Origin of the sequence: Achromobacter veterisilvae, from assembly GCF_900496975.1 — a bacterium.
GTDB lineage: Bacteria > Pseudomonadota > Gammaproteobacteria > Burkholderiales > Burkholderiaceae_B > Achromobacter > Achromobacter veterisilvae.
Genome location: NZ_UFQC01000001.1, coordinates 155,618 through 168,351, shown reverse-complemented (window position 1 = coordinate 168,351; position 12,734 = coordinate 155,618). Strand labels below are relative to the sequence as shown.

At 69.8% G+C, this 12,734-nt stretch carries 10 protein-coding genes; 7 read left to right on the top strand and 3 right to left on the bottom strand.

Annotated elements, in window-relative coordinates:
- Positions 1-6 precede the first annotated feature (6 nt).
- The 3 genes from AVE30378_RS00775 to AVE30378_RS00765 all read left to right on the top strand — a co-directional run bounded on the left by AVE30378_RS00775 (position 7) and on the right by AVE30378_RS00765 (position 4,238).
- A complete protein-coding gene (locus AVE30378_RS00775; RefSeq protein WP_129238868.1) occupies positions 7-936 on the top strand; it encodes a CysB family HTH-type transcriptional regulator in 930 nt (309 codons plus the stop codon).
- Between the two features lie 103 nt (positions 937-1,039).
- Positions 1,040-3,247, top strand: coding sequence for a rhodanese-like domain-containing protein (locus tag AVE30378_RS00770; RefSeq protein WP_129238867.1), 2,208 nt, complete (start codon positions 1,040-1,042; stop codon positions 3,245-3,247).
- Positions 3,248-3,362: 115 nt separating this feature from the next.
- The gene (locus AVE30378_RS00765) at positions 3,363-4,238 is read left to right on the top strand and encodes an aldo/keto reductase family oxidoreductase (protein WP_129238866.1); all 876 of its coding nucleotides are present in this window, start codon (positions 3,363-3,365) and stop codon (positions 4,236-4,238) included.
- A gap of 32 nt (positions 4,239-4,270) precedes the next feature.
- On the opposite strand, the gene AVE30378_RS00760 is transcribed toward AVE30378_RS00765, so the two are convergent.
- Positions 4,271-5,659 carry a 3-deoxy-D-arabino-heptulosonate 7-phosphate synthase gene (locus AVE30378_RS00760; RefSeq protein WP_129238865.1) on the bottom strand — a complete coding sequence of 463 codons (1,389 nt, stop codon included), beginning with the start codon at positions 5,657-5,659 and terminating at the stop codon, positions 4,271-4,273.
- A 200-nt stretch (positions 5,660-5,859) separates the two neighbouring features.
- On the opposite strand from AVE30378_RS00760, the gene AVE30378_RS00755 reads away from it, so the two are divergent.
- Positions 5,860-6,786 (top strand): sulfurtransferase, encoded by a 927-nt coding sequence (locus tag AVE30378_RS00755; protein ID WP_129238864.1) that lies wholly within the window; start codon positions 5,860-5,862, stop codon positions 6,784-6,786.
- On the top strand, positions 6,787-7,968 hold the full coding sequence (locus AVE30378_RS00750) for a YeeE/YedE family protein (protein WP_129238863.1): 1,182 nt from the start codon (positions 6,787-6,789) through the stop codon (positions 7,966-7,968).
- On the opposite strand, the gene AVE30378_RS00745 is transcribed toward AVE30378_RS00750, so the two are convergent.
- Complete coding sequence (locus AVE30378_RS00745; protein ID WP_129238862.1) at positions 7,961-8,446, bottom strand: GlcG/HbpS family heme-binding protein; 486 nt, start codon at positions 8,444-8,446, stop codon at positions 7,961-7,963. The two genes, AVE30378_RS00750 and AVE30378_RS00745, sit on opposite strands and share 8 nt — an antisense overlap.
- A 115-nt stretch (positions 8,447-8,561) precedes the next feature.
- The gene (locus AVE30378_RS00740) at positions 8,562-9,455 is read right to left on the bottom strand and encodes a LysR family transcriptional regulator (RefSeq protein WP_129238861.1); all 894 of its coding nucleotides are present in this window, start codon (positions 9,453-9,455) and stop codon (positions 8,562-8,564) included.
- 102 nt (positions 9,456-9,557) lie between these two features.
- On the opposite strand from AVE30378_RS00740, the gene AVE30378_RS00735 reads away from it, so the two are divergent.
- Positions 9,558-11,738: an acetate--CoA ligase family protein gene (locus tag AVE30378_RS00735; RefSeq protein ID WP_165360037.1), complete on the top strand. Its 2,181-nt coding sequence runs from the start codon at positions 9,558-9,560 to the stop codon at positions 11,736-11,738.
- A complete protein-coding gene (locus tag AVE30378_RS00730; RefSeq protein ID WP_129238859.1) occupies positions 11,735-12,700 on the top strand; it encodes a Bug family tripartite tricarboxylate transporter substrate binding protein in 966 nt (321 codons plus the stop codon). Before AVE30378_RS00735 ends, AVE30378_RS00730 begins: the two co-directional genes overlap by 4 nt.
- Positions 12,701-12,734 lie beyond the last annotated feature (34 nt).

The following is a 12,734-nucleotide window of genomic DNA, read 5'->3' as shown; positions in this document are numbered from 1 at the left end:
GGCGCGATGAATTTCCAGCAACTGCGGTCCGTCCGCGAGGCCGTGCGCCAGGATTTCAACCTGACCGACGTCTCCGAAAGCCTGCACACGTCGCAGCCCGGCGTCAGCCGCCAGATCCGCGAACTCGAGGAAGAGGTCGGCGTGGATATTTTCGTGCGTTCGGGCAAGCGGCTGATCGGCCTGACTCCGCCCGGCGAACTGATCCTGCCGCTGGTCGAGCAGATTCTGCAATGCGCCGACAATATCCGCCACGCGGGCGCGGAGTACGCGGACAGCCGCACAGGCGTGCTGTCGATCGCGGCCACGCACTCGCAGGCGCGCTACGCCTTGCCGCCCGTCATCAAGGAGTTCCGCCAGCGCTATCCCGACGTCGTGCTGCACCTGCACCAGGGGTCGCCCAAGCAGGTGTCGGAGATGCTGCTTGAAGGAGAGGCCGACATCGGCGTGGCGACGGAAGCCGTGGCCGACTATCCGGGGCTCGTCAACCTGCCGTGCTACCGCTGGAGCCACAGCATCATCGTGCCCCGCGGCCATGCGCTGGAGCGGCAGCAGGACGGCGTCACCCTGTCGCAGTTGTCGCGCTATCCCATCATTACCTACGGCCGCGGCTACACCGGAAGGGCGCACATCGACGAGGCCTTCGCGCGCGCCGGCATCACGCCCGACATCGTCATGACCGCGATGGACGCGGACGTGATCAAGACCTATGTGGAACTGGAGCTGGGCGTGGGCATCGTGGCCGCGGTGGCCTGGGACGCCGAGCGCGACACGCGCCTGCGCGCCATCGACGCCCGCCACCTGTTCGAGATCAACCTGACGCGGCTGGCGATACGTCGCGGCGCGTGGCTGCGCGGCTATGCGTTTCATTTCATCGAGCTGTTCGTGCCGACGCTGACGCGCGAACTCGTCGAACGCGAACTCAAGGGCGAGGCCTGAACGCAGCGCCCGGCGCATATCCATAGACGCATTTCTACGTTGTCCGGCCCTGGCCGGGCAGGTAGCCTGGGCTGCTTGTCCATCCGGAAGTCCAGACCCCCTTATGAGCACCTCTGCCCAAGCGGCCGCGCCGGCCATCAGCAAGCACACCGAACGCGCGCAAGCCGTGCGCGCCTTTATCGCCCAGGTCCGTCAACTGGCGCCCGACGCGGCGCGCGCGACGCCCGAGCAACTGTCCAAGGTGGCGGCGCTGCTCGAAGACCTGGGGCGGCGGCGCGAGCTGTTTCCGCCGGAGGCGTTCACCGTCGTTCCCGGCCGTCCGGCCTCGATCTACCGGCTGGCCGAGGATATCGACGGCGGCTATGCGTTGTACCTGTCGCTGGGCGAACCCGGCAAGGCCCAGCCGCCGCACGACCATACGACCTGGGCCATCATCGCGGGGGTGCGCGGCAACGAGCGCAACGAGGTCTATGCGCGCGCCAAGAGCGCCGATCCGCTGCGCGACACGCTGGCCCACGTGCGGCGCGTGGATGTCGGTCCCGGCGATTCCATCGTGCTGGGGCCGGGCGACGTGCACACCATCGAACTGGTCGGCGACGAGCCGGGCGCGCACCTGCATTTCTACGGACTGGCGCTGGACCGCCTGCACGGCCGCGTAGTGTTCGAAAGCGCGCAGGGCGGTTCCTACCGGACCTTTTCGCCGCCCGCCGCGATCTACCATGCGCGCGTGTCGGCGCGGGAATTGCAGGACGAATTGCGCGGCGACGCGGAGATCGCGGTGCTGGACGTGCGCGAAGCGGGCCGCTATGCGCGCCGCCATCTGCTGCATGCCGCGTCCGCGCCGCTGTGGCGGCTGGAGCTGTTGGCGGACCATCTGGTGCCGCGGCGCGGCACGCGCATCGTGCTGGTCGATGACGATGAAAGCCAGGCCCACCACGCCGCCGCCAAGCTGACCCGGCTGGGCTGGACGGACGTGTCGGTGCTGGCCGGCGGCAACGACGGCTGGGAACGCGAGGGCCTGGAGCTGTTCTCGGGCACCAACGTGCCCAGCAAAGCCTTCGGTGAAATCATCGAACACGAGAAGCACACCCCCTGGATCGACGTGGACGAACTGCACGAGCGCGTGGCGCGCGGCGACGATATCGTCGTGGTCGACAGCCGCACGCCCGAGGAATTCCACAATTTCACGCTGCCTTTTTCGCATAGCCTGCCGGGGGCCGAGCTGGTCTACCGCATCCGCGAACTGGCGCCGGACCCCAAGACTTTCGTGGTCGTCAATTGCGCGGGCCGCACGCGCAGCATCGTCGGCGCGCAGACGCTGATCGACGCGGGGATACCGAACCGCGTGGCGTCGCTGCGCAACGGCACGATGGAGTGGCTGCTGTCGGGCCGCGAACTCGCATACAGCCGCCATGCCGCGTTGCCGGAGCCCGGCGAAGCCGCCCAGGCCGCGGCCCGCGAACAGGCCGGCAACGTGGCGCGCCGCGCCGGCATCGGCCACATCGATACCGCGACGCTGCGGGCGTTCGAGGCCGAGCAGGACACGCGCACGCTCTACAAATTCGACGTGCGCACCCGCGAGGAATACGAGACCGGCCACCTGGAAGGCTGGCGCTGGGCGCCCGGCGGCCAACTGGTGCAGGCCACCGACGAATACCTGGCGACGCGCCGCGCGCGCGTGGTGCTGGCCGACTGGGACGGCGTGCGCGCGCTGACGACCGGCGCCTGGCTGGCGCAATTGGGCGCGGTCGAGGTCTACCTTTACCGGCCGCCGGCGCTGGCGCCGGTGCAGCGCGGCCCGGAGCCGCGCCGCGTGCTGCGTCACCGGCCGGACGCGCCGGCCGTGCGCGCGCAAGCGCTGCGCGCCGCGCTCGAGGCGGACGAGGCGCTCGTGTTCGATGTGGAATCGCGCGTGGAATACGAGCGCGGCCACGTGGCCGGCGCGCGCTTCGCGGCCCCGGACCGGCTGGAAGAATTCCTGCCGCAGGACGACCGGCGCGGCATCGTGCTCACTTCCTCCGATGGCGTGCTGGCCAGCATTGTGGCGGCCGAACTGGCGTGGCGCGCCAAGCGGCCGGTGCGATACCTGCTGGGCGGCACCCGCGCCTGGAAGGCGCAGGGCCTGGCCGCCGGCACCGGCGCGGCCGGCGTGCTGACCGGCGACGACGACCAGAGCATCAGTCCGTACCTGTTCGACGACCTGTCGGCGCGCGACCGGGGATTCCGCGACTATCTGGATTGGGAGCTGGGCCTGGTCGAGCAACTGGAACGCGACGGCAGCGCGGACATCCGGCTGATCGCGGCGGGATAGGCCTTTGCGGCGCCAGGCCGCGGATGCCTCGGGTTTTCTGCGGGATCGGGGCCTGGCCAGCTTATCCAAATCCGCCGAACGCGATAAGCTGTCTTTCTCATCCAGGAGATTGCACATGCCGCCGATCCAGAACGAAGACACCTGCGCGCTTGGCGCCAAGCGCGTGAAACGCCTGGGCTATGGCGCGATGCAGCTTGCCGGTCCGGGCGTGTTCGGACCGCCGCGAGACCGCGATGGCGCGCTGGCCGTCCTGCGCGAGGCGGTGGCCAGCGGCGTCGACCATATCGACACCAGCGACTTCTACGGCCCGCACATCACCAACCAGCTCATCCGGGAGGCGCTTTCGCCGTATCCCGATGACCTCACGCTGGTGACCAAGGTCGGCGCGCGGCGGGGCGAAGACGCCTCGTGGATCCGGGCGGACAGCGATGCCGAACTGGAGAGCGCCGTCCTGGACAATCTGCGCAATCTGGGCCTGGACGCGCTGGATGTCGTGAACCTGCGCGTCATGCTCGGCGTGCATGGGCCGCAGGAGGGATCCATCGCCCAACCGCTGTCCGCGCTCGTCAAGCTGCAGCAGCGCGGCCTGGTGCGCCATATCGGCCTGAGCAACGTCACCCCGGCGCAGGTCGAGGAAGGCCGGCGCCTGTGCGATATCGTGTGCGTGCAGAACCAGTACAACCTGGCGCACCGCCACGACGACGCGCTGATCGACGCGCTGGCGCGCGACGGAATCGCCTACGTGCCGTACTTTCCGCTGGGCGGTTTCAGCCCGCTGCAATCGGCCACGCTGACCGAGGTCGCGCAGCGCGTCGGCGCCACGCCCATGCAGGTCGCGATCGCCTGGCTGCTTCAGCGCTCGCCCAACATCCTGGTCATACCCGGCACGTCCTCGGTGGCGCATCTGCGCGAGAACCTGGCCGCCGGCGGGCTGCGCCTGCCCGAAGACGAGCTGCGGGCGCTCGATGGGATTGCCGGCAATGCCGCCTGAGCCGGCTCGCGGGCGCGCGCCCGCGGCGGATATCAAGCGGGACGCCGCGGCGCCGCGGTCTGCACCGCATGCCGCAGGTCGTCCGTGTGCGCCATCAGCCCGCGCACCTGGCGCAGGGTCGAATACTGGTTGAGCACCGGCGCCCATTCCGGCGCGCTCACTACCTGGCGCCAGACCGGCTCCAGGCTCCCGGTATCGGTCGGCTGTCCCTCGGCCCGCCGCCAGGCGTATTCCAGGCTGGCCGGGGCGGACAGCAACTGCATTCTTCCGGCGGCGTTGAGCAGGCGCGGGGCGGGTTCGGCGGGCGCATCGCAGCAGTAAAGCACCGCGTCGGCCACGGCGGGGCCGTCCGCGGGCAGCGCGCGCAGCGAATCGCCGCGCACCGGCAGCATGCCCTGATCGGTCTTGAAGGCGTACACGGCGCCCGGCTCGGCGTGCGCCAGCAGGCGCAGGCCGCGCAGCAGGCGCGGAAGGTCGGTGGTGGCGGCGTCGACGGACGCCTTGGCCTCGACCAGCAGGCAGACGTCCCAGGCGGCCGCGCCGTCGGCGGACCTGGCCTCGCGCACCAGCACGACGTCCCATTCGCTCTTGGCCCGGTCCGCGCTGGCGGGAATCGAGGACGGCACGCGCATCGACGTCGCGACGCGGTAGGATCCGCCCGCCGGCGCGGCCTGGTTGAGCCGCTCGGCAAACGTCCGCAGCGCTTGCGCGGCCAGCGCTTCCACCTCCGCGCCGCGCCGCTGCGCGGCCAGGCCCTGCGCCACGGCGGCGGCGCTGCCCGGACGAGGGCCTTGCCGGTCGCACAGCGACTGGTACTGCCGCACCAGCGGATCCATCTCCAGCGCTTGCAGCCGTTGCAAATGTTCCAGGGCGGGGCCGTCGAGCAGCCGGGCCAGGGCCGAGGCGATGGAGGGCTCGCCGGCGGCTTCCGCCGCCGCGCGGCGTTGCCGCGCAACGCCGGCCAGCGCGGACCAGGAAGCGGCGGCCGCCAGGGCGTGCAGTTGCGCCAAATCGTCGCGCCATGCGCCCGGCGGCATGCGCTGCCGCTTGGCCGGATGCGCGACCGCGTTGACCGCCGCGAGGACCTGGCGGACGTGCTGGTCGGCGGCGGCCGACAGCGAGGCGTACTCGCGTACCTGGGCGGCGCCGTGGCGCAGCACCAGCGCCTGTAGCGCCGGGTCGCCGTAGTCCGCGCGCATCGCCTCCTGGATCATCTGCGCCAGCGCTTCGATGAAGGCCTGTTTTGTCGCGGCGGGCGGCGGTTCGCCGGCGGCCAGCGCCACGCGCGCCTGTTCCAGGGCGGCGGCGACCGACGAGGCCGGATGGCCGGCCCGGGCACACGGCGCCGCCGGCACGCCGTAGCGGCGGACGACGGCGCGCAGCAAACCGTGCAGCAGCGGAGAGGGCGGCGACAGGAACATGGCTAGGGGCGGATCGAGGGACAGGGCATGGCGCCGTAAGCCTAGCCCGATGCGGCGGGCAGGGCAACGGCGGCCGCCAAGACCTGACAACTTGCTGAATAAGTAATCAGGATATGAAAACAATGTCGTTCGCGCCCGGCGGGCTTGCCGATATCTTGCTGTTTCAACGGCGCGACAGTCGCCGCCTCCAGGAGAATCCGATGTCCCCAAGCAAGCTGATCGCCGGCGTTTTCGCCGCGCTGGCCGCCTTCGCCGCCGTGCCGGCGGCGGCGCAACACGCCAAGTACCTGGTCACCACCGAATGGCTGGAAAAGAACCTGAACGATCCCGGGTTGAGAGTGGTCGAGGTCAGCGTGAACCCCGGCCTGTTCGAGCGCGGCCATATCCCCGGCGCGTCCAACGTGAGCTGGCACACCGACCTGGTCGACACCGTGAGCCGCGACATCGCGCCGCCCGCGCAATTCCAGGCGGTGCTGGCGCGCGCGGGCATCAACGCCGACACGACCACCATTCTGTACGGCGACAACAACAACTGGTTTGCCGCCTGGGGCGCGTGGATCTTCGATATCTACGGCATCGAGAACGTGAAGATCCTGGACGGCGGGCGCAAGAAGTGGGAGGCGGAAGGACGGCCGCTGTCCAACAGCGCGAGGATCCAGCCGGCCGGCAACGCGCAGGTCAAGCCGGCCAACGCCGCCCTGCGCGCGCACTTGCAGGACGTGCTGGCCGTGGCCCGCAAGGACAGGCAGGGCGTGCTGGTGGATATCCGCTCGGCCGATGAATACAACGGCAAGATCTTCGCGCCCAACGGCGTGCCGGAACTGGCCGTGCGCGCGGGCCATGTGCCGGGCGCCGTCAACGTGACGTGGAGCAAGCTGGTGGCGGAAGACGGCACGTTCAAGTCGGCCGACGAGCTAAAGGCCATCTACCAGGCCGCCGGGGTGGACGGCAGCAAGCCCATCATCACCTATTGCCGCATCGGCGAGCGTTCCAGCCATTCGTGGTTTGCGCTGCGCAAGCTGCTGGGCTACGACGTGCGCAACTATGACGGGTCGTGGACCGAATACGGCAACAGCGTCGGGTCGCCGATCAGCAATCCTTCCGGCACCGTGTGGGGCAAGACCTGAGTGGGCGCCCCGCGCTATGTCCCGGCCGCCGCGGTGCTGGCGGCCGTTTTCATTGCGGCGTGGCTGCTGGCGCCGCTGCCCGAGGGCGGACGCGAGCTGTCGCTGTCCGTATTGCTGGGCGCGGCGTTCGGCATCGTGCTGCAGCGTTCGCGCTTCTGTTTCTACTGCATCGCGCGCGACTTCATCGACCGCAGGGAGACGGCCGGCATGCTGGCCGTGCTGCTGGCGCTGGGCGTGGGCACGCTGGGCTACCTCGCCGTGTTCGGCGCGTTCCTGCCGGTGCCGACGCCGCAGCGCCTGCCGCCCGGCGCGCATATCGGGCCCGTGAGCCTGGCGCTGGTCGCGGGCGCGTTCGTCTTCGGCGTGGGGATGCGGATATCGGGCTCCTGCATCAGCGCGCACTTCTACCGGCTGGGCGAGGGCGCGCTGGCGTCTCCGTTCGCGCTGTTGGGCGCGGGCGCGGGCTTCGTGCTGGGGTTCGCCACGTGGAATACGCTCTATCTGGCTTCGATCCAGGAGGCGCCGGTGGTGTGGCTGCCGCAAACGCTGGGCTACGGCATGACGGCGCTGCTGCAATGCGCGGCGCTGCTCGCGCTGACTTGGGCGGTGGTCCGGCGCGGCGGCGCGCAGCCCGCCAGCGGCAGCGCCGCCGCCTCGCCGTGGCAGGCGGTGCTGCGCGATCGGTGGCCGCCGGCTGTCGGGGCGATCCTGGTGGGCGGCATCGGCGTCATCGCCTATCTGCGCATCGCGCCGCTGGGCGTGACCGCCGAACTGGGCAGCCTGGCGCGCACCGCGGCTTCCGCCGCCGGCTGGCTGCCGGGCCGGCTCGAAGGGCTGGATACGTATGCCGGATGCGCCACCGCGGTCAAGCGCGTGCTGCTGTCGAACAACGGCGCATTTGTGCTGGCGCTGGTGGCGGGCGCATGGGCGGCGGCCCTGGCCGCGGGTGCGTTCCGGCCCAGGCTGCCCTCGCGCAAGGACATCGCCCGCAATTTCGCGGGCGGGGTGCTGATGGGCTGGGGCGGCATGACGGCGCTGGGCTGCACCGTGGGCACGCTGCTGTCGGGGGTGATGGCGGGCGCGCTGTCGGGCTGGGTGTTCGGCGCGGCCTGCCTCGCGGGAATCTGGGCGGGCCTGCGCGTGGTGCGCGCGCCGGCCGCCGCGCCGCGCCTTACTACTTGAACAGCGCGGCGTTCTCTTCCAGCACGGCGTCGGCGCACTGGGCGTCCAGGTTGCCGCCCGGCGCGCCGGCCACGCCGATGGCGCCGATCACGCCGGCGCCCGCCTTGATCGGCACGCCGCCGCCCAGCAGCAGGAAGCCGGGGATGTCGGTGAGGTTGGCCGCGCCCGGGTTCTTCTGGGCGTTTTCCATCATGGCCAGCGTGGGCGTCTTGGCCGACACGGCGGTGAACGCCTTGGCGCGACTGGCTTCGATGGTGTGCGGCCCGGCGTTGTCGGCACGGGCGAAGGCCTTGAGCAGGCCGGCGCGGTCCACGACCGCGGCGCTGACGTTGTAGCCCTTGGCCTGGCAGGCGGCGACCGTGGCCGCGGCCAGCTTCTGCGCATCGGCCATGGACAGATTGCTTTCGGTCAGCACGGCCGCGTTGGCGGCGCCGGCGCAGGCGAAGAGGATGGCGGAAAGGAGGAATCTGGTCGGCATGTCTGTGTCCTTGATGGGATCGGTAACGGGAACAGACAGGTTAAGGACGGCGGCCGGCGGGCGGTATTCGGTCGGCTACGCTGCGGGCTCCGTAGGGCTACGGAGGCGGGGCCGCTCAGGCCTCTGTATCCAGATCCAGCAGGTGCAGGAAATTGGACACGATGCTGTTGCCCGCGTCGGGCTGGATCATGACGGCCAGCCCGATCTTCAGGCTTTCCTGGTGGTTCGAGATGGGCCGCAGGGCGATCACGTGCGCGTAGGTGGCGGCGCACACGCGCGGCACCAGAGAGATCCCGGCGCCGCTGCGCACCAGGCTGATGATGGTCTCGACGCGCTGCGCGTGGTGCATGACCCGGGGTGAGAAACCGGCGCGCTGGCAGGCCAGGGCGACGACGGCCTGCAGCGTGGGGGTGCGGGTCTGGGTGAACGCGATGAAGGCATGGTCCTTCAGGTCTTCCAGTTTGAGTGTCCTTTTCCTGGCCAGGACGTGGCCGGGCGGGAGCACCGCGACCAGGTCGTCGTCTTCCGAGGGGATGCGGACGTAGGGACGTTCGCTGGACAGGGGGTGGTAGACGATGCCGACGTCGACGGTCCGGCTGTCGAGCAGGCTGATGGATTCGGCCGACGTGGCTTCCTGCAGCCGGACTTCGACGCGCGGATAGCGTTCGCAGAAACGCGGCAGCACGCGCGGCAGCAGGCGATGCGCCGCGCCGTTGGGAAAACTGACGGTCAGCGTGCCGGTTTCGCCCATGGCGACCGCCTGCGAGATATGGGTGACTTCCTCCAGCGCCTGGACGGCGCGCCTGGCCGGGCCCAGCAGCGCTTTCCCCAGCTCGGTCAGCTCGATCTTGCGGGTGTGGCGGGCGAACAGCGGTGCGCCCAGTTCGTCCTCGAGGTTGCGGATGGAGATGGACAGCGGCGGCTGCGTGATGTGCAGCAATTCCGCGGCCCGCCCGAAATGCAGGGTCTCGGCCAGGGCGAGGAAGTGGCGCAGGTGTCGGATGTCCACGATTCATTTCATAAATAAATGAAGATAAATTTTATATTAGAAATATTTAGGTGCGCTTCCTAGAATCTGGGCTCCCCAATGAAGAGCGCGCAGCACCCGGCAATGACTCAGCCCAGACTCGATCAGATCAAGGCCGCCAACCTCGGCCGCGTGTTCAACCCCAAACGCATTGCGCTGCTGGGCGCGACCCCCCGCGCGGGATCGTTCGCCGCCAGGACCGTCGACAATCTTCAGGGGTACGCCGGCGAGCTGTACCTGGTCAACGCCAAGTATCCGGAGATCGGCGGCCGTCCGTGCCATCCCTCGCTGTCCGCGCTGCCCGGCGTGCCGGACGCGGTCATCGTCGCCTTGCCGAACCACTTGGTCGAGGCGGCGGTGGCCGAGTGCGCGGCGCTGGGCGTGGGCGGCGTGGTGATCTACGCGTCGGGCTACGCCGAAACCGGCCGCCAGGCCGACATCGAAAGCCAGGCGCGGCTGGCGGCGATCGCGCGCGCCACGGGCCTGCGGATCCTCGGCCCCAACTGCATGGGGCTGGTGAACTACGGCAGCGGGGCGGTGCAGTCCTTCCAGCAATTCCCGCTCGCGTGCGAGGCCAACGGCCATTCCATCGGGCTGATCAGCCAGTCGGGCGCCCTGGCGCTGTCGCTGTCCCAGGCGGTGGAGCGCGGCGTCTCGTTCAGCCACATCCTGACCTTCGGCAATGGCGCGGACGTCGATGTGGCGGACATGATCGAGTACCTTTCCGGCGATGAAAAATGCCGCGCGATCGCCTGCGTGTTCGAAGGCATGGCGCATCCGGGCCGCCTGGCCAGGGCCGCGGAGCTGGCTTTCCGCCGCAACAAACCCCTGATTCTGTGCAAACTGGCCACCGGCGAGCAGGGCGCGCGCGCGGCGCTGTCGCATACCGGGGCGCTGGCGGGCTCGGACGCGCTGTACCGCGCCGCGCTGGGCCGCCACGGCGTGGTGTTCGTGGATCATTTCGAGACGCTGCTGGAAGTGGCCGCCTTCTTTGCCAAGGCGCCCGAGCCGCTGGCGTCCGGCGCGGCCATCGTGGCCGCCTCGGGCGGGGCCGGCATCATGGCGGTCGACAAGGCGGAATGCCATGGCGTGCCGTTGCCCGCGCCCGCGCCCGGCACGCGGGCGGTCCTGAAGGCCAACATTCCCGATTTCGGCTCGGCCAGCAACCCCTGCGACGTGACTGCCGAGGTCGTGAACAATCCGCAATCCCTGGAAGCCTGCCTGCAGGCCATGGCCAGGGACCCGGCCTACGGCGCGCTGGTCGTGGCCCAGACGGTCGCGGGCGAGGCGTTCACGCCCCGCCTGAAGCTCTACAGCGACATCCAGGCGAGCCACGGCAAGCCCGTGTGCGCGGTGTGGCTGAGCGCGTGGCAGAACGGGCCGGGCTCGCGCGAGTTCGAGCGCGAGCCGCACGTCGCCGTGTTCCATTCGATGGACCGCTGTTTCTACGCGCTGGCCCAATGGCAGCGGCGCGCGCAGTTGCGCCGCGCCCCCGGAGCGGCGGAGGCCGGGGCGGATCCGGCCGCCGTTGCGCGGGTAAGGCAGGCATTGCGGAACGGCGAAGGCCTGCCGGTGCTGACCGAGAGGGAAGCCAAGGCGCTGCTGGCGCAGTACGGCGTGCCGATCAACCGGGAAGCGCGGGTGGACGGCTGGACGGCCGCCCTGGACAGCGCGCGCGCCATCGGGTTTCCGCTGGCGCTCAAGCTGGAATCGCCGGACGTGCTGCACAAGACCGAGGCCGGCGTCGTGCGCCTGGACATCCAGGACGAGGCCGCCCTGCGGCAGGCCTACGACGGCATCCTGGCCAACGCCGCCAGCATCTCGCCGCCGCCGCGAATCAACGGCCTGCTGGTGCAGGAAATGGTCGGCGCCGGCGTGGAACTGATCGTCGGCGCGCGCATAGACCCCGAGTTCGGGCCCTTCATCGTCGTCGGCCACGGCGGCGTGCTGGTCGAGATCATCAAGGATTCGGCCATCGCGCCGGCGCCGGTCTCGCGCGAGCAGGCCGGGAACATGGTCCGGTCGCTCAAGGGCGCCGCCCTGTTCGACGGCTACCGGGGCGGCGCGGCCGTCGACCTCGACGCCCTGGCCGACCTCATCAGCCGCATTTCACAGTTCATCGCCGACCACCAGGCCGATCTGGCCGAGCTGGACATCAACCCCGTAATCTGCGGGGCCGGGCGCGTCGTGGCCGTCGATGCGCTGATCGTCAAAAAACAAGACGCGGGATCCACCCGCGATTCCCTACAGGAGACAAACTCATGACCTTGCGCAAAATCATCCTGGCGGCCTTGCTGCCGCTGGGGCCGCTGGCCGCCCCAGCGAACGCCGCCTATCCGGAGCAGCCCATACAACTGATCGTGCCGTATGCCGGCGGCGGCGCCGCCGACCAGATGGCGCGCCGTTTCGCCAAATCCATCTCGGAGACGCTGAGCACGCCCGTGGTGGTGGTCAACAAGCCGGGTGGCAACACGGTCATCGGCACCGACCTGGTGGTCAAGGACAAGGCCGACGGCTACAAGCTGCTGATGGTGACCAACACCAACGTGGTGCTCAACCCGCTGATCTACCAGAAGCTGCCCTATGACGCCGAGCGGGACCTGAAGACCATCAGCATCAACGTGGAAGCGCCGCTGGTGGTGCTGGCCAACAACAACATGCCGTTCAAGACGCTGCGCGAACTGCAGCAGTACGGCCAGCAGCATCCTGGCAAGCTGAACTATTCCTCGGCCAGCGCGACCGGACCGCTGTCGCTCACCGTCGAAAAGCTGAAGAAGGCGCTGGATTTCGGCATGGAGCCGATCGCGTACTCGGGCGGCGCGCCGGCGCTGATGGCGGTGATGGGCGGCGAGGTCCAGGTGGGCATCGACGCCTTCAGCGGATCGCTGCCGTCCCTGCGCGCGGGCAAGGTCAGGGCGCTGGCCGTGACGTCTTCGCAGCGGCTGGAGGTCATGCCGGATATCCCGACGGCGGCGGAGACCTCGCCGGGGTTCAGGGGGTCGGTCTGGTACGGCTTCGCCGTCAGGGCGGGCACGCCGGCGGACGTGCAGGAGGCCCTGAAGGGGGCCATCGACAAGGCCGCGCTGGACCCCGATCTGACCCGGACGCTGACCGACCAGGGCCTGGTCGTGTTCAAGAACAAGACGCAGGCGGAGATCGACCAGTTCATCGCGGAGGACCGCGCCGGATTCGAGAAGATCATCCGCGAGCAGGACATCAAGCTTTGAGCGCGAGCCCAGGGCCTGTTCAGATCAAAAGGAG